Source organism: Polaromonas sp., from assembly GCF_012927455.1.
In the GTDB taxonomy this organism is placed as follows: domain Bacteria; phylum Pseudomonadota; class Gammaproteobacteria; order Burkholderiales; family Burkholderiaceae_C; genus Polaromonas.
Genome location: NZ_JABBPE010000002.1, coordinates 522,388 through 538,596, shown reverse-complemented (window position 1 = coordinate 538,596; position 16,209 = coordinate 522,388). Strand labels below are relative to the sequence as shown.

The window sequence follows — 16,209 nt, the reverse complement described above, 5'->3', positions numbered from 1 at the left end:
CCGCATCAGGTTGTGACCCCATCGGGCGCGCGCACTGTGCGGCCAGTGGGAGTTTTGCTGGCCGTGTGCATCGGCTGCGCCCTTGAAAGCTGCTTGTGTTGACCATTGACTGTCCCGCCATCCTCATCGCCGCCCCCGCCTCAGGCCAGGGCAAGACCACAGTCGCCTGCGCGCTGGCGCGTCTGCACACGCGCCAAGGCCGGCGCGTGCGCGTCTTCAAGTGCGGGCCCGATTTTCTGGACCCGTACTGGCTGGCGCTGGCCAGTGGCGCGCCGGTGCACCAGCTCGACTTGTGGATGACCGGGGCAGCCGATTGCGCGCAGCGCCTGCATGAGGCGGCGCAGCAGGCCGACCTCATCATCGTTGAAGGGGTCATGGGTTTGTTTGACGGGCAGCCGAGCGCGGCCGACCTGGCGCAGCGCTTTGGCTTGCCGGTGCTGGCAGTGATCGACGCCAGCGCCATGGCGGGTACTTTTGGCGCGCTAGCCTGGGGCTTGCAGCACTACCGTGAAGGCTTGCGTTTTGCCGGTGTGCTGGCCAACCGTGTCGCGTCGCAAGGCCATGCGGCGATGCTTGAAGACAGTTTGCGGGGTCCGGCGCAATGGCTGGGCGCCTTGATGAGAGACGCCGCCTTCACGCTGCCTGAGCGGCATCTGGGCCTGGTCATGGACCAGGAGCTTGGCGATGCCTTGCAGCGCCTTGATGCGGCGGCCGATGCGCTGGCAGATACAAAATTCGGGCAAATGACAGCTGATGATCTGCAAGCATGGGCAGTCACTTTCGACGCCGCTGATGCGCCAGGGCAAGGCGTTCCGGCACGTGCCTTGCAAGGCCAGACCATTGCGGTAGCGCGCGACGCGGCTTTCTGCTTTCTGTATGCCGCCAATCTGGATTGCCTGCAGGCCATGGGCGCTCGGCTGGCTTATTTCTCGCCGTTAGCCGATGCGTCGCTGCCGCCTTGCGATGCTTTGTGGCTGCCCGGTGGCTATCCCGAGCTGCATGCGCAAACCCTGGCCGCCAACGCCGCCATGAAAGCCAGCATCGTGCATCACGTCCAGTCCGGCAAGCCGGTCTGGGCCGAGTGCGGCGGCATGATGGCTTTGTTCGATCAGTTGACCAGCGTTGATGGCAATAGCACCCCGATGTGGGGCGTGTTGCCCGGCAGCGTGACGATGCAAAAGCGCCTGGCTGCCTTGGGTCCGCAGCAGCTGGACGTGGCGGGCGGGAGCTTGCGCGGCCACACCTTTCACTACTCCACTTGTGCCACGCCGCTGCAGGCAGCTGCGCGCACTCAGGCGGCGCCGGGGCGCGCCTTGCGGGGCGAGGGCGAGGCGCTTTATGTGTCCGGCCCGACCAATTCGCTGCGGGCCAGTTATTTTCACGCCTGGTTTGCATCCAATCCCGCCGCTGCGGCGCGCCTGTTTTTAAAGGACAGCCATGACTGACAAATCAAGCGACTGGCGCTCGCTGGCGGCTAGCCAAGACAGCGTTGCTTATGGCCCGCAGCGCATCGTCTGCCTGACCGAGGAACCGACCGAGTGGCTTTACCTGCTGGGGCAAGAGCGGCGCATCGTCGGCATTTCGGGCTACACCGTGCGGCCGCCGCGCGCGCGCGAAGAAAAGCCCAAAGTCAGCGCCTATTTAAGCGCCAAGATCGACAAGATTGTCGATTTGCGGCCCGACTGCGTCATCGGCTTTTCAGATTTGCAGGCCGACATTGCGTCGCAGCTGGTCAAGAAGGGAATTCAAGTCACCATCTTCAACCAGCGCAGCGTGGCCGAAATTTTTTCCATGATGTACCAGCTCGCCGCGATGGTCGGGCAGGCGGGGCGCGGCATGGCGCTGATTCAGGCCATGCAGCAGCGGCTGCTGGCGATTGAGCAGGCGGCAAGCGCGCTGAAGCGCCGCCCGCGCGTGTTTTTCGAGGAATGGCACGACCCGCACATCAGCTGTATTGCCTGGGTGTCAGAACTGGTCGGCATTGCCGGCGGCGACGACTGCTTTCCCGAACTGGCCAAAGAACCGATGGGCAAGGACCGCATCATTGCCGACGGCCTGGAGATTGTCAGGCGCGCGCCTGACATCATTTTTGGGTCCTGGTGCGGCAAGAAATTCCGGCCCGAACTGGTTGCCGCGCGGCCCGGCTGGGAGAACGTGCCTGCCATCAAAAACAAGCAGCTGTTCGAGATCAAGTCGTCCGAGATTTTGCAGCCCGGGCCGGCGGCACTGACCGACGGCGTCGAGAAGCTGCACCGCATCGTGATGGACTGGAGCATGGCTCATGGTTGAGCGGCTGGTCGCCCGTAGCGAGTTCATCCTCGGCGGCCAGAAAAGCGGCAAGTCGCGCCGCGCCGAAGCGCTGGCTTGCGACTGGATGGCGCAATCGCCAGACCATCGGGCCGTGCTGATTGCCACGGCCCAGCCGTGGGACGATGAAATGCGCGAACGCATTGCGCGCCATCAACAAGACCGCGCCGAACGCGCGCCCGGCTTGCAGACGGTCGAAGAGCCCTTGCAGTTGGCGCAGGCCCTGCTGCGGCACAGCCAGCCGCACACCCTGGTCGTCGTTGACTGCTTGACCCTGTGGCTGACCAACCTGCTGATGCCTGCGGAAAACCTCGAAAATGACCACAAAAAAGCATTAAATATGCCTCTAGCCCAATATATACGGGCGCAAGCAGCTATTATTTTAATAGCAATTGAAAAGACGGACGGCCCTGTCGTGCTGGTCGGCAACGAGATCGGGCTGGGCGTGATTCCACTCGGGCGCGAGACGCGGGCCTTTGTCGACGCACTGGGGCGGCTGAACCAGGACGTGGCAAAAGTCTGCGACCGCGTGACCTTCATGGCGGCCGGTTTGCCGCTGACCCTGAAAGGCCCGCCATGAAAAAAGCGCTGGTGCTCTGGCTGTTTTGCCTGGCGGCGCTGCCGGCCGCGGGCGCTCTTGAATTGACTGACGATCGCCACATCCGTGTCACGTTTGCGCAAACCCCGCAGCGCATCGTCAGCCTGCTGCCTTCATTGACCGAAAGCGTTTGCGCGCTCGGGCAGTGCCAGCGCCTGGTCGGGGTGGACCGCTACTCCGACTACCCGGCCAGCGTGCGCAGCCTGCCGGTGGTGGGTGGCGGGCTCGATCCGAACATTGAAGGCATCGTGGCGCTCAAGCCCGATGTGGTGCTGCTGGCCACGTCCTCGCGCGCCGGCCTGCGCCTGGAGTCGCTGGGCATCAAGGTGGTGGCGCTGGAGCCGAAAAATCACGCCGATGTCAGGCGTGTGCTGGACCGGCTGGGTGCGCTACTGGCTATTGCGCCAGCGCAGGGCGCCGAGCGCCTGTGGCGCAGCATCGACAGCGGCATGTCGGCGGCGGCGCAATCGCTCTCAGCCCAAGCCAAAAACACGCGGGTGTATTTTGAAGTCAGCCGCGGCCCTTATGCCGCTGGCGAGTCGTCCTTCATTGGCGAAACCTTGACGCGGCTGGGCGTGAAGAACGTCGTGCCGGCTGCGCTCGGGCCCTTTCCCCGGCTCAACCCCGAGTTCGTGGTGCGCGCCAACCCGGACCTGATCATGATCGGCAACCGCAGCATGGAAACCATGGTGCCGTACCCGGGGTGGTCGAGCATCAAAGCGGTGCGCGAGCAGCGTATTTGCGTGTTTGGCGTGGCGGAGTCCGAGGTGCTGGTGCGCCCCGGCCCGCGCATGGACGAGGCAGCTCGCATCATGGCCAGGTGCCTGCAAGACAAAGCGCGATGAGCCTGTTTCTGGCCCATCACAAGCAGCACCGCAAAGCCTTCTGGCTGGCCGGCGGCCTGCTGCTGGCCAGCGCGGCGCTGTTGCTGCTGGGCGTGAGCGTCGGCAGCACCGGTTTTGACAGCGTGCTGAAGCTGCAGCGCGACCCGCAGGCGCTGTTGATCGTTTGGGAGATTCGCCTGCCGCGCACCCTCGGTGCCTGGCTGGCCGGCGCCTTGCTGGGCCTGGCCGGCGCTGTGGCCCAGGGCCTGTTTCGCAACCCGCTGGCCGATCCATATTTGTTGGGCAGCGCTTCGGGCGCTTCGCTGGGTGTGGCGGTGGCCATGGTGCTGTTTGGCGTGTCGCCGTTGGCCACCCACTGGGTGGCGCGTATCGGCCTGACCGGCGCCGCTTTCGTTGGCGCCGTGCTGGCCGTGCTGCTTACGCTTTTGCTGGCCAAGGGGGTGCAGCACACGCTGCGCCTGTTGCTGGCTGGCGTGATTGTGGGCGTGGTGCTGGGTGCCATCACGGCGCTGCTGCTGCTCATGAGCCCCGACGTCCTGCAGGCGATGCAGTCTTTCATGCTCGGCAGCACCGGCTTTGTCGGCTGGGCCGCCTGCGCCGTGATGGCGACCGCCTTTGCGGCCTGTCTGCTGGCCGCCGTGATGCTGAGCCATGTGCTCGATGGCCTGGCGCTGGGCGAGGCCACCGCGCAAAGCCTGGGCCTGCGGCTGCCGCAGATGCGCGCTGCGCTGGTGGCGGTGCTGGCGTTGGCCACCGGCACGGCGGTGGCGCAAACCGGGCTGATTGCCTTTGTCGGCCTGGCCGCGCCGCACCTGGTGCGCTCGGTCGTCAAAACCACGCACGGCCGGCTGATTGGCCTGGCCTGCCTGATGGGCGCGGTGCTGCTGACGGCCGCCGACATTCTGGCGCGTTGGTTGGTGGCGCCACAAGAGTTGCCGGTGGGCGTGCTCACCGCCGTGCTGGGCGGCAGCTATCTGCTCTGGCTGATGCACCGCAGCAGCGCTCGCGGCAGCGGACGCGGGGCCGGTTTGTGATGCCAGGCATCGCTGCGTCTGACGTCTCTGCTATGAATTCGGTAGCTATCTGCGCCCGTTCCATAACGGCCAGCCTTGGAAATGTTGAGGTATTGCACGACATCTCGCTGGCCCTGCCGCGGGCGCGCTGGACCAGCATCGTCGGCCCCAACGGCGCGGGCAAGTCGACCTTGCTCAAGGTGCTGGCAGGCTTGCTGGCCCACAGCGGCGAGGTGGCTTTGCTGGGGCGGCCGCTGAACACCTTGCGGGCGCGCCTGCGCGCGCAGCAGCTGTCGTGGCTGGGCCAAAGCGAAAGCTCGGCCGACGACCTGACGGCTTACGACGTCGCCATGCTGGGCCGCCTGCCGCATCAGGCCTGGCTGGCAGCGGCTAGCGCGGCCGACCATGGCGCCGTCGAGCGTGCCCTGCGTGCCACGCAAGCCTGGGACTGGCGCGGCCGTGCGCTGGGCCAGCTGTCGGGCGGCGAGCGCCAGCGCGTGCTGCTGGCGCGCGCACTGGCGGTCGAGGCGCAGGTGCTGCTGATGGACGAGCCGCTGGCCAACCTCGATCCGCCGCACCAGGCCGACTGGCTGGCGATGGTGGGCGAGCTGGTCAGGCAGGGCCGGACTGTGGTGAGTGTCCTGCACGAAATATCGATGGCGCTGCATGCCGATGAGCTGGTCATCATGACTGGGGGCCGGATCACGCATCAAGGCCCCTGCAGCGATGCGGCCACCCAGCGGGCACTTGAAGAAGTGTTTGACCACCGGATTGCCGTCCATCAACTCGCAGGCCAGTGGGTGGCACTGCCCAGACTCTAGCTTGCTGCCAGTAACTTCAAAGCGGAACAGATCATGCAGACTGATATTCAACCCGTTGAAGCGGGTCGCGCCGCTTCTGCGCGAGGCACCGTCTGGTTTGTCGGCGCCGGTCCCGGCGACCCCGAATTAATCACCGTCAAGGGCCGGGCTCTGGTGGAGCGTGCCGGTGCCATTTTGTTCGCCGGTTCCCTGGTCAGCGAAGCGGCGATGCGCTGGGCCCCAGCGGGCTGCACCGTAGCCGACAGCAAGGACATGACGCTGGAACAGATGTCCACCTGGCTGATTGAACAGGCCGCCCGCTGCGACACGGTGGTACGCCTGCAAACCGGCGACCCCGGTTTGTATGGCGCATTGATCGAACTGGTGCAGCCGCTGGACGCCGCCGGTGTGCCGGTGCAGGTGGTGCCCGGCGTCTCGTCGGCGATGGCCTCGGCGGCGGCGGCGGTCGAGAGCCTGACCCTGCCCGAGGTGACGCAAACCGTGATTTTTACCCGCATGGAAGGGCGCACGCCCATGCCGCAGGGCGAGTCGCTGCAAGCGCTGGCGGCGCACCACAGCACGCTGTGCATATTTTTGAGCATCACCCTGATGGGTCAAGTCACCGCCGCTTTGACGGCTGCGGGCTGGTCGCCCGATGCGCCCATCGTGGTCGTGCACAAAGCCAGTTGGCCGGGCGAAGAAAAAATCGTTCGCGGCACCATCAGCACCATTCAGGCGCTGTGCCGCGAGGCCAGGCTGGTCAGCCAGTCCATGATCATTGCCAGTCCCACCCTGGGTTCGCGCCAATGGACGACGCTGGCCAAATCCAAACTCTACGACGCCAGCTTCACGCACCGTTTCCGGCGTGCCAGCGTCCCTGCATCCAACCTTACTTTGGAGTCCCCATGACCCTTGAGACCATTTTGCTGGTGGGCCACGGCTCGCGCGAAAAATCGGGCAACGACGAAATCATGGCCTTTGCCAAGCAGTGGCGCGAGCGCCAGCCGGCTTGGCCGATTGAAGTCTGCTTCATCGAATTGTCAGAAAACACCATGAGCGAAGGCTTGCGGCGCGCCGCCACCGGCTCGCAGCGCGTGATTGTGGTGCCGCTGATTTTGAATGCCGCCGGTCACGTCAAGATGGACATACCGCAGGCCATAGACGCCGCGCGGCTCAAGTTTCCGCAGGTGCAGTTTTTGTACACGCCGCACCTGAGCGTTTGCGAGCATCTCCTCAGTGTGGTCAAACGCCGCCTGAAGACCGCCATGCAGGCGCTCGATATGCCCGATCCCACCACCACCGGCGTGGTGCTGCTGGGGCGCGGTTCGTCAGACCGTCATGCCAATGGCGAGATGGCCAAAATGGCGCGTTGGGTGATGGAGGAAAGCGAGCACGAGCTGGTGGATGTGGCCTTTACCGGCATTACCTACCCGCGCCTGGAAAAAGTAGTGCAGCGTCAAAGCCTGCTGGGCATGACGCAGGTGGCGGTTTTGCCTTACTACCTGTTCAACGGCACGCTGATGGAACGCATCAAGCGCCAAGTAGAAAACCTCAAAATCCAGTATCCGACGATCCGCTTTACCTCGACCGAATATTTCGGCTTTGAGCGGGAAATTTTTGAGGTGCTGGAGCAGCGCGTGGCTGACGTGAAGCGCGGTGCGCCGCAAGCCTTAATGCCCTGCGATGGCTGCAAGTTCCGTGAATTTGCCGTCGAACACGGACTGGGTGGGCACCACCATGATGACGCGCTACCGCACAACCATGATCATGACCATGACCATCCGCATGATCACGCGCACGACCACCCGCCGGGCCATGCCCACGAACACGGTCATCTGCACGAGCCGGCACAGGCCGGAGTTCCGTCATGACAACATCTGCCGCCAACGTCGTCACCGAGCAACTTACCGCCGCCGGACGGGCCATCGAGCACGACTCGTTTGCCGTGATCGATCGCGAAGTCGGCCCCTACAACTACACGCCCGCGCAATGGCCGATCGTGCGCCGCATGATTCACGCCAATGCTGATTTTGATTTCAACGGCCTGACCAACTTTCACCCTGACGCCGTGGCCGATGGCATGGCCGCGATTTTGTCGCGCGCTACCCGCGTGGTGGCCGATGTGGAGATGATTTGTGTCGGCTTGTCGGCCCCGCGGCTGGCGCACTTCGGCCTGCAGACGCACCAATTCATCAGCGACCCCGATGTGATCGAGCTGGCCCGGGCGGAGGGCACGACCCGCGCCGCGCAGGCCATGCGCAAGGCGCACCGACTAAGTTTGCTGGACGGCGCCATCATCGGCATCGGCAACGCGCCCACCGCCTTGCTTGAGGTAGTGCGGCTGATCAAGGAGGAGGGCGCACGCCCGGCGCTGGTGGTCGGCATGCCGGTGGGCTTTGTCTCGGCCGCCGAGTCCAAGGACTTGATGGCGCTGGAGACGGCTGTGCCCTGGATCGTGATCCGGGGCCGCAAGGGCGGCTCCACCTTGGTGGTGGCCGCCATTCATGCCCTGCTGGGACTGGCCGAGGCGAATGAGCTGGCAGGGCGCGTCGCCGAATGATGGACAAAAGCGCGCCACGCGGCACGCGCACCGGTTTTACTACCGGCGCGTGTTCGGCGGCGGCGGCGCGGGCGGCGGTCATCGGTCTGGTCACAGGGCAGGTGCCAGATAACGTCGAATGCCTGCTGCCCAATGGCGACCTGGTGAACTTCGCCGTGCAGGATGGTCGCTGTGATGGCCAGTCGGCCCACGCCATGGTGATCAAGGACGCGGGCGACGACCCCGATTGCACCGACAAGGCCCACCTCACCGCCGATGTGCGCCTGCTGCCCGAGCAGCCGGGCCAGGTGCTGCTGGCAGGGGGCTTTGGCATCGGCACGGTGACCCTGCAAGGTTTGGGGCTGACGGTGGGCGGTCCGGCCATCAACCCGGTGCCGCGGCGCAACATCGAGGCCAATGTGCGCGTCGCTGGTGCGGCGCTGCTCGATGAAGCCGGGTTCGAGGTGACGATTTCCGTGCCGCAAGGCGAGTTGATGGCCAAAAAAACCACGAATGCGCGTCTGGGCATTCTGGGGGGCATTTCCATCTTGGGCACGACCGGCATCGTCAAGCCTTACTCCACCGCTGCCTACCGTGCCAGCGTGGTGCAGGGCGTGCATGTGGCGGGCACCTTGCCCCATGGCGTGGTGGTTCTGACCACCGGCGGGCGCACTGAAAAGTTTGTCATGGAAGAAATGCCCCACCTGCCCGAGGCGGTGTTTGTGCAGATGGGCGACTTCTTGCGCTACGCCATGGGGGCAGCGGTCAAGGCCGGCTTGAAGAAAGTCGTGATTGGCGGCATGGTGGGCAAGCTCACCAAAATCGCCCAGGGCGAAACCATCACCCACGCCGGACGCGCTGACGTGAACACCGGCTTGCTGGCCGATCTGGCGGCCGAGCTCGGCGTCGCGCCGGACGTGTGCGACGACATCCGCCATGCCAAAACCGCCCGCTATGCGGGCGAACGCATGGACGCGCTGGGCTTGGGCACCGCATTTCACACCGCTTTGGCGCAGCGCGTGGTGAAAACTCTGCGCGAGCGTTACCCCGATCAGTTCGATTTGAAAGTGCTGGTCTGCGATTTTGATGGTCGCAAGATTGCCGAGTCCTCATGAGCGAAGAATCGATGAACCAAATAGAAAAATGCCGCATCCTGGGCGTGCTGGACGACGGCGTGGCCAGCTTGAGCCGCACCGCGCTGGCGTACCTGCAGCAGGCGCAACTGGTGATTGGCGGCACGCGCGCGCTGCAACTGTTCGCTGAGTACATCCATCCCACAGCCCGGCAGCGCGACCTAACCGGCGCGCTGTCGCAAGTGCCCGAATGGATTCGGGACGCTCAAGCCGCAGATCTGCGTGTGGTGCTGCTGGCCACAGGCGATCCCTTGTGCCACGGCATCGCCGCTTACCTGGCTTCGCGTCTGTGCATTGAAGCGATTGAGGTGCTGCCCAATGTCTCCACCCTGCAACTGGCCTGCGCGCGCCTTGGCCTGCCGTGGCAAGACATGAAGTTTTCATCGGTTCACGGCAAGGATGCCGGCGACTGGGTGGAGGGCTCGGAACCCGGCCATGGCCTGTACGCGCTGCTGCGTGACGTACGGCAAAACGACCGCCTGGCCATTCTGACCAGTCCCGGCAACACGCCCGACCGCATCGCCCGCATGCTGGTCACCGAAGGCCTGGCCGATGATTTTGAGATGGCCGTGGCCGAACGCCTGTGCCAGCCCGAAGAGCGGGTGGTGAGTGGCATCAGCATCCAGGTGGCCACGCAGATGCCGTTTGCCGACCCGAACGTGGTGCTGCTGTGGCGCACCAGCCAGCGCACGCAACCGGTGCTGTTAGGTTTGCCCGATGCGAGCTACCAACAGCGCTACCCTGAAAAAGGCCTGATCACCAAAAGCGAGGTGCGCGTGGTGTCGCTGGCCCGCATGCAGCTGCGCGCCAACAGCGTGGTGTGGGACATCGGCGCGGGCTCCGGCTCGGTGGGACTGGAGGCGGCGCGTTTGTGCGGCCAGGGCCATGTGTACGCCATTGAAAAGAACGTCGACGACAGCGCCATCGTGCGCAGCAACCGTAAAGCGCTGGGCATCAGCAACCACACGCTGGTACACGGCAAGGCCCCCGAGGGTTTGCAACGCTGGCCTGATCCCGATGCCGTGTTCATCGGCGGCTCGGGCGGCGAGCTGGCCGAGTTGATTTGTTTAATTCTGCAGCGCATGAAGCCCGAGGGCTGGCTGGTCATGAACTTTGTCACGCTTGAAAACCTGAGCGTGGCGGTGGAAACCTTGAAGGCGCAGGGCGCGGCGTGGGACGTGCTGCAACTGCAGGCTTCGCGCAGCAAGCCGATTTTGCACATGAACCGCATGGCGGCCGAAAACCCGGTGTGGCTGGTCTGTGCGCAAAAAGTGACCGTGCAAAAAGCATCGAAAACGGAAAAGACGGAAAAATGCGATGACTGAACTTCAGGTTGCTTCCCCAACGGTCGCCCCAGGCCGCCTGTTCGGCGTGTCTTTGGGCCCCGGCGACCCCGGCCTGATCACGCGCAGCGCCTGGGCCTTGCTGCAGCGCCGCGATGTCGTCTGGACTTACCCGGTGCGCAGCCTGCGCAAGGAAGGCTACGCACTCGACATTGCGCTGCGGGCCGGTCTAACACTGCCCGCACAGCACCAGCCGCTGCTGTTTCCCATGACGCACGATGTTGAAAAACTTGCGCGCCACTGGCTCAAAGCAGCCGAAGCCGTGAAAGCGCTACTGGCCACCGGGCAAGATGTGCTGTTTCTGGTCGAAGGCGATGCCTCCACCTACGCCAGCTTTTGCTACCTGGCCCGCGTGCTGCGCGAACTGGATGCCGAAGCAAAAATTGACATCGTGCCTGGCGTCACGTCCTTCAATGCCGCCTGCGCCCGGCTGCAGATGCCGCTGTCCGAGCAGGACGACACCATTGCCATCGTGCCCGCCGCTTACGGCATTGCGGCGGTGGAGAGGATGCTGGACGACTTCGACACCCTGGTGCTGATGAAAGTCAAGCCGCTGCTCGATGACTTGATCGATCTGCTGGAGCGCCGCGGCCTGCTGCCACACAGCCGCTTTATCGAAAAAGCCGGCTCGCCGGTGGAGCGCATCGTGCACGACGTGGCAGCGCTCAAAGGCAGCAAGGTCAACTACTTGTCGCTTCTGCTGGTGAAAAATCCAAACCGCGAACGCGGCGAAATAATTCGCGGCTGCCGCAAGAAAACCACCATCGAACTCGAAGAGGAGACGCAAGAATGAAGAGCAACACCCCGCCAGACACCGCGCCGGCGATGGAGGTCGACGTGCGCGTGGCGCTGATTGCCATCACCAAACACGGCGCGCAGCAAGCCGCCGTGCTGGCCCGCCAGTTGCCCGCCGCCAGCATTTGCGTGGCCGACAAGTTCGCACCCATGATGGCCGGCTTGTCCAACCCGATGCGCGCCTACAGCGGCCCGTTTAAGGATGAGATTGGGCAGTTGTTCGCAGACTTTGATCAACTGGTGTTTTTTGTTTCACTGGGCGCGGTGGTGCGCCTGATTGCGCCGCACCTGAAAACCAAGGACGAAGACCCCGGCGTGCTGGTGGTCGATGACGCCGGGCAGTTCGTCATTCCGGTGCTGTCGGGCCATGTCGGTGGGGCCAACGCTTGTGCCATGCAGATTGCCGCGCTGCTGGGCGCAACGGCCGTGCTGACCACGGCCTCCGACGTCGGCAAGACCATCGCGGTCGATATTCTGGGCCGCGAGCTGGGCTGGAAGCTGGAGTGCCCCAAGATCAACATCACGCGCGTCTCGGCCGCTGTGGTGAACGAGGAGCAAGTGGCCGTGGTGCAGGAGGCCGGCAGCCCGCACTGGTGGACACGACCGACGCCGCTGCCCGCCAGCATTCATCAATTCACGCGTTTTGAAGATGTGGATTTAAGCCGTTTCAAGGCCGTGTTGTGGATCACCCACGCCGAGGTCCCGCCGGAGCGCTGGCAGCAACTTCATGAACGCCTGGTGGTGTACCGACCGCCGCAAGGGCAGGGCGCATGAGCGTCCCTTTGATGTCTGTGGCCGTTGGCCTCGGTTGCGACCGCGGCACGCCACTGGCGACCGTGGAGCACCTGCTGGACGCCGCGCTGGCCCAGGCCGGACTGGTGCGCGCGCAGGTGCGCGTGCTGGCCACGATCGAGGCCAAGCGCGATGAGCTCGCCTTGGTGGCGCTGGCAGAGCAGGGCGGCTGGCCGCTGCAGTTCTTCAGCGCCGCCGAACTCGCCCTTGTGCCCGTCCTCAACCCATCGACCACGGTGCTGCGCTACATGGGCACGCCTTCTGTGGCGGAGGCGGCGGCCTTGTTGGCAACCCACACCACGGCGGTGCAGTTGCTGGTCGAAAAATTCAAACACAGAGGTGCCGATGGCCGCAACGCCACCGTCTCCATTGCGCCTTTCCCGTTTTCATTTTCTTAATTTTTTGACCCCAGGAGACTTTATGAACGCTTCCACTTCCCCTATGACCGTCAATCCAACCGGCAGCGCCGTTGCTTCAGTGCTGGCCCAACTCGGCGCCGCGCTGCTGCTGGGTTTGGTCATGCTGTACGCCGTCGGTTTTAGTGAAGCTTCGGTGGCCCACAACGCGGCCCACGATGTCCGCCACGCCGTAGGCCGTCCCTGCCATTAAGCGGAAATCACCCATGTTGTTTCGACGTTTATTTTTATGTGCCCTGTTGGTGGGCTTGCTGACGGGACTGTTCGACAGCGCCGTGCAGCGCTGGCAGGTGGTGCCACTGATTCTGGCGGCCGAGGTGTTTGAAGAATCGGCTGCGCCCAGCCACGCGGCGCAAGACTGGGCGCCGCAAGACGGCCTGGAACGCACGGCCTACACGGTGCTGGCCAATGTGCTCAACGCCATCGGCGCCGCCTTGCTGCTGATGCCTTTGCTGGCATGGTGGAACCGCCAGCGGACGGGGCAAGCCCTGGCGCTGCATCAGGGCTATGGCGCATCCGTGCGCTATGGCCTGCTGTGGGGTGCTGCGGGCTGGGTTTGTCTGTTTGCTTTACCGGCGCTGGGTTTACCGCCCGAGTTGCCGGGCATGCAAGCGGCAGCGCTGCAGGCGCGTCAGCTGTGGTGGGCCCTGACCGTGGTCTGCGGCGCCGGCGGGCTGGCCATGCTGTGCTTGGTGCGGGCGAAATGGCGGGTGCTCGGGCTGGGTCTGCTGGTCCTGCCCTTTGCCATCGGCGCTCCGCTGCACACGGGCAGTCCTTTTGCCGGGATGGAGGCTGACGTTGCGCTGCAAATGCAGCAGTTGGCTTCCCGCTTCGTCGTCGCCACCGCCGTTGCCAGTGCGCTGCAGTGGCTGCTGTTGGGTGTTTTGTCCGCGCTGGCGGTTGCGCGCTGGCTGAGTCCCTTGTTGAACCCGGTGGCGGCTGCCACACGCCTGGAAGGAAGCGCCTCATGAGTAGCGGAAAAATCATGCTGGTGGGCATCGGCCCCGGCCACGTCGACCATATGACGCAGCGTGCCCGTGCCGCCATTGCCGAAGCGGATGTGGTGGTTGGGTACGTCACCTACGTCAAGCTGGTGGCCGACTTGCTGGAGGGTAAGGAGATCATCCGCAAAGGCATGACCGAGGAACTCGACCGCGCTGTTCACGCGCTCGAGCGCGCCCGCGAGGGCAAGAAGGTGGCGCTTATTTCATCCGGCGACGCCGGTGTGTATGGCATGGCCGGCCCGACCTACGAGGTGTTGTTTCAGGCCGGCTGGACGCCCGAGTCGGATGTGGAGGTGGAGGTCATCCCCGGTGCCTCAGCCATCAATGCCTGCGCCGCGCTGGTGGGGGCGCCGCTGACGCACGATTTCTGCTCGATCTCGCTGTCCGACCTGCTGACACCCTGGCCGGTAATTGCGCGCCGGCTCGATGCGGTCGCCGCCGCCGATTTCGTGGTGGCACTGTACAACCCCAAGAGTGGTCGGCGCACCCAGCAAATCGTACAGGCGCAAAAGCTGTTTCTGCGCCACCGTCGCCCTTGCACGCCGGTGGTGGTGGTCAAGTCGGCCTATCGGCGCCGCCAAAATATCGAGTTCACCACGCTGGACCGGATGAGTGAGTGCGACATCGGCATGCTCAGCACCGTGCTGATAGGTAACAGCCACACCTTCGTGCGCCACGGCCTGATGGTGACCCCTCGCGGCTACGCCAACAAGTACGAGCTCGACGGCGACGGCAGCACGCGTGAAGGCGAAAAACGCGGGCGCTCGCTTTCCAGCGGATTGCTGGGCTGGACGGAAAATCTGCGCGCCGACCATGCCGACGGCGTCGGCATTGCCGAGCTGGCACGGCGCCACGGCCTGCCTGCGGATTACATCGAGATGGTGCTCACCGCCTCGGTCGAGGACGAAGCCGTGACAGCCGATGAGTCTGAAGAATGAGCGCGCTCGCCAAGCCCAAAATCGGCAGCTACAAGCGCCATTTGCTGGTCTGCATCGGGCCGCGCTGCGCCCTGGATGGAACGTCGCAAGCGCTGTTTGACAGCCTGGGCGACAAGTTGAAGGCGGCCGGATTGCATGAGGGCGAACTGCGCGTCAAGCGCAGCCGCGTCAGTTGTTTTGCCGCCTGCAAGGGCGGGCCGGTGATGTGCGTACAGCCCGACGGCACCTGGTACTACAACGTCACCCCTGCCAATATGGACCGCATCATTGATCAGCATCTGATCGGTGGCGCGCCAGTGGCCGATCTGGTGTTTCACCAGGGACCAGGGGGCGGCGATGCTTGAGGCCGGCGTTCACGGCGGGCCGGGCTTCGTGTCCATCGTCGGTGCCGGCCCCGGCCCGGTCGATTTGATGACGCTGCGCGCGCTCGACCGCCTGCAGCGTGCCGAGGTGGTGGTGCATGACCGCCTGATCACGCCCGAGGTGCTGGCGCTAATCCCAGAGACCGCCCTGCGTCTGTACGTCGGCAAGGCTTTGGGTCATCACTCCGTGCCACAGGAAGAAATCCATGCGCAACTGGTCCAGCACGCGCGCCTGGGCCAGCGCGTGGTCCGGCTCAAGGGTGGCGACCCCTTTGTGTTTGGGCGCGGCGGCGAAGAGGTGCAAGCGCTGCAGGCGGCAGGCATCGCCTTTGAGGTGGTGCCGGGTGTCACCGCCGCCAGTGGCTGTGCGGCAACGGCCGGCATTCCCCTGACCCACCGCGAACTGGCCAGCAGCTGCGTCTTTTTGCCTGGCCATCTGGCGGATGACAAGGCGCCGACGGACTGGGCGGCGTTGGCCCGTCCCGGCCAAACCCGCGTGTTCTACATGGGTGTTCAGCGCCTGGCGCAAATCGCGCACCGGCTGATTGCCCACGGCTTGTCGCCTCGGACCCCGGCCGCCATCGTGCACGATGGCGCGCGCGCGACGCAAACCGTCATCGCTACCGCACTGATAGACCTGGTGGCACGGGCGCCGGCCTACGGCGCGCGGCCCGGCCTGCTCATCATTGGCGAAACCGTACAACTGAGTCCCCAATACCATGCAGATTGAAACCCCGCCCGCGGGAAAGCCCTATGAAAAAGCCGAGGGCGAACGCCGCGGCATCTTCATCGTCAACACCGGCGATGGCAAAGGCAAAAGCACGGCCGCCTTCGGGCTGGCGCTGCGCGCCCACGGGCGCGGCAAAAAAGTCAAGATTTTCCAGTTCATGAAAGTGCCCAGTGCCCGCTTTGGCGAGCACCGCATGTTCGAGCAGCTCGGCATTCCCATCGAAGGGCTGGGCGACGGTTTCAGCTGGAAAAGCCAGGACCTGGAACACTCGGCGCAGCTGGCACGCGACGGCTGGCAAAAAGCCAGGGCCGCCATTTTGAGTGGCGACTACTTCATGGTGACGCTCGACGAGCTGACCTATCCGCTGATCTACGGCTGGCTGCCGCTTGATGATGTGCTGCAGACGCTGCGGGAGCGACCCAGTCAGGTGCATGTGGTGATTACCGGCAGGCGTTGCCCGCCCGAGATCATTGAACTGGCCGACACCGTGACCGAGATGAGCAAGGTCAAGCACGCGTTCAACGCGGGCATTCCGGCCCAGCGCGGGATTGAGGATTAATGGCCCTCGCGGCACTCGTGCCTGCTGCCCGCCGC

At 64.6% G+C, this 16,209-nt stretch carries 20 protein-coding genes; all 20 read left to right on the top strand.

Annotated elements, in window-relative coordinates; genetic code table 11:
• The first annotated feature begins 95 nt into the window (after positions 1-95).
• The 20 genes from HHJ18_RS03070 to cobO are packed head-to-tail and all read left to right on the top strand — an operon-like array spanning position 96 to position 16,174.
• On the top strand, positions 96-1,445 hold the full coding sequence (locus HHJ18_RS03070) for a cobyrinate a,c-diamide synthase (RefSeq protein WP_296911401.1): 1,350 nt from the start codon (positions 96-98) through the stop codon (positions 1,443-1,445).
• Positions 1,438-2,289: a cobalamin-binding protein gene (locus tag HHJ18_RS03065; RefSeq protein WP_296911399.1), complete on the top strand. Its 852-nt coding sequence runs from the start codon at positions 1,438-1,440 to the stop codon at positions 2,287-2,289. Before HHJ18_RS03070 ends, HHJ18_RS03065 begins: the two co-directional genes overlap by 8 nt.
• The gene (gene cobU / locus HHJ18_RS03060) at positions 2,282-2,887 is read left to right on the top strand and encodes a bifunctional adenosylcobinamide kinase/adenosylcobinamide-phosphate guanylyltransferase (RefSeq protein ID WP_296911397.1); all 606 of its coding nucleotides are present in this window, start codon (positions 2,282-2,284) and stop codon (positions 2,885-2,887) included. Before HHJ18_RS03065 ends, cobU begins: the two co-directional genes overlap by 8 nt.
• Positions 2,884-3,750, top strand: a complete 867-nt coding sequence (locus HHJ18_RS03055) for an ABC transporter substrate-binding protein (RefSeq protein WP_296911395.1) — start codon at positions 2,884-2,886, stop codon at positions 3,748-3,750. Before cobU ends, HHJ18_RS03055 begins: the two co-directional genes overlap by 4 nt.
• Complete coding sequence (locus HHJ18_RS03050; RefSeq protein WP_296911394.1) at positions 3,747-4,784, top strand: iron ABC transporter permease; 1,038 nt, start codon at positions 3,747-3,749, stop codon at positions 4,782-4,784. Before HHJ18_RS03055 ends, HHJ18_RS03050 begins: the two co-directional genes overlap by 4 nt.
• Positions 4,785-4,816: 32 nt before the next feature.
• Positions 4,817-5,584: an ABC transporter ATP-binding protein gene (locus tag HHJ18_RS03045; RefSeq protein ID WP_296911392.1), complete on the top strand. Its 768-nt coding sequence runs from the start codon at positions 4,817-4,819 to the stop codon at positions 5,582-5,584.
• A 33-nt stretch (positions 5,585-5,617) separates the two neighbouring features.
• The gene (cobM, locus tag HHJ18_RS03040) at positions 5,618-6,472 is read left to right on the top strand and encodes a precorrin-4 C(11)-methyltransferase (RefSeq protein ID WP_296911390.1); all 855 of its coding nucleotides are present in this window, start codon (positions 5,618-5,620) and stop codon (positions 6,470-6,472) included.
• Positions 6,469-7,434, top strand: a complete 966-nt coding sequence (locus tag HHJ18_RS03035; RefSeq protein ID WP_296911387.1) for a sirohydrochlorin chelatase — start codon at positions 6,469-6,471, stop codon at positions 7,432-7,434. The genes cobM and HHJ18_RS03035 overlap by 4 nt, the downstream gene beginning before the upstream one ends.
• Positions 7,431-8,123 carry a precorrin-8X methylmutase gene (locus tag HHJ18_RS03030; RefSeq protein ID WP_296911386.1) on the top strand — a complete coding sequence of 231 codons (693 nt, stop codon included), beginning with the start codon at positions 7,431-7,433 and terminating at the stop codon, positions 8,121-8,123. Before HHJ18_RS03035 ends, HHJ18_RS03030 begins: the two co-directional genes overlap by 4 nt.
• Complete coding sequence (locus HHJ18_RS03025; RefSeq protein ID WP_296911384.1) at positions 8,120-9,217, top strand: cobalt-precorrin-5B (C(1))-methyltransferase; 1,098 nt, start codon at positions 8,120-8,122, stop codon at positions 9,215-9,217. Before HHJ18_RS03030 ends, HHJ18_RS03025 begins: the two co-directional genes overlap by 4 nt.
• 11 nt (positions 9,218-9,228) lie before the next feature.
• Positions 9,229-10,560, top strand: coding sequence for a precorrin-6y C5,15-methyltransferase (decarboxylating) subunit CbiE (cbiE, locus tag HHJ18_RS03020; RefSeq protein WP_296911382.1), 1,332 nt, complete (start codon positions 9,229-9,231; stop codon positions 10,558-10,560).
• Positions 10,553-11,371, top strand: a complete 819-nt coding sequence (gene cobI, locus HHJ18_RS03015; protein WP_296911380.1) for a precorrin-2 C(20)-methyltransferase — start codon at positions 10,553-10,555, stop codon at positions 11,369-11,371. The genes cbiE and cobI overlap by 8 nt, the downstream gene beginning before the upstream one ends.
• A complete protein-coding gene (locus tag HHJ18_RS03010) occupies positions 11,368-12,147 on the top strand; it encodes a cobalamin biosynthesis central domain-containing protein (protein ID WP_296911377.1) in 780 nt (259 codons plus the stop codon). The genes cobI and HHJ18_RS03010 overlap by 4 nt, the downstream gene beginning before the upstream one ends.
• The gene (locus HHJ18_RS03005; protein ID WP_296911375.1) at positions 12,144-12,563 is read left to right on the top strand and encodes a cobalamin biosynthesis protein; all 420 of its coding nucleotides are present in this window, start codon (positions 12,144-12,146) and stop codon (positions 12,561-12,563) included. The genes HHJ18_RS03010 and HHJ18_RS03005 overlap by 4 nt, the downstream gene beginning before the upstream one ends.
• A gap of 22 nt (positions 12,564-12,585) precedes the next feature.
• Positions 12,586-12,774, top strand: coding sequence for a CbtB domain-containing protein (locus tag HHJ18_RS03000; protein WP_296911373.1), 189 nt, complete (start codon positions 12,586-12,588; stop codon positions 12,772-12,774).
• Between the two features lie 13 nt (positions 12,775-12,787).
• A complete protein-coding gene (locus tag HHJ18_RS02995; RefSeq protein WP_296911371.1) occupies positions 12,788-13,552 on the top strand; it encodes a CbtA family protein in 765 nt (254 codons plus the stop codon).
• The gene (cobJ, locus tag HHJ18_RS02990; RefSeq protein WP_296911369.1) at positions 13,549-14,523 is read left to right on the top strand and encodes a precorrin-3B C(17)-methyltransferase; all 975 of its coding nucleotides are present in this window, start codon (positions 13,549-13,551) and stop codon (positions 14,521-14,523) included. Before HHJ18_RS02995 ends, cobJ begins: the two co-directional genes overlap by 4 nt.
• Positions 14,520-14,867: an NAD(P)H-dependent oxidoreductase subunit E gene (locus tag HHJ18_RS02985; protein ID WP_296911367.1), complete on the top strand. Its 348-nt coding sequence runs from the start codon at positions 14,520-14,522 to the stop codon at positions 14,865-14,867. The genes cobJ and HHJ18_RS02985 overlap by 4 nt, the downstream gene beginning before the upstream one ends.
• On the top strand, positions 14,860-15,615 hold the full coding sequence (cobA, locus tag HHJ18_RS02980; protein WP_296911365.1) for a uroporphyrinogen-III C-methyltransferase: 756 nt from the start codon (positions 14,860-14,862) through the stop codon (positions 15,613-15,615). Before HHJ18_RS02985 ends, cobA begins: the two co-directional genes overlap by 8 nt.
• The gene (cobO, locus tag HHJ18_RS02975; RefSeq protein ID WP_296911362.1) at positions 15,605-16,174 is read left to right on the top strand and encodes a cob(I)yrinic acid a,c-diamide adenosyltransferase; all 570 of its coding nucleotides are present in this window, start codon (positions 15,605-15,607) and stop codon (positions 16,172-16,174) included. Before cobA ends, cobO begins: the two co-directional genes overlap by 11 nt.
• Positions 16,175-16,209 lie beyond the last annotated feature (35 nt).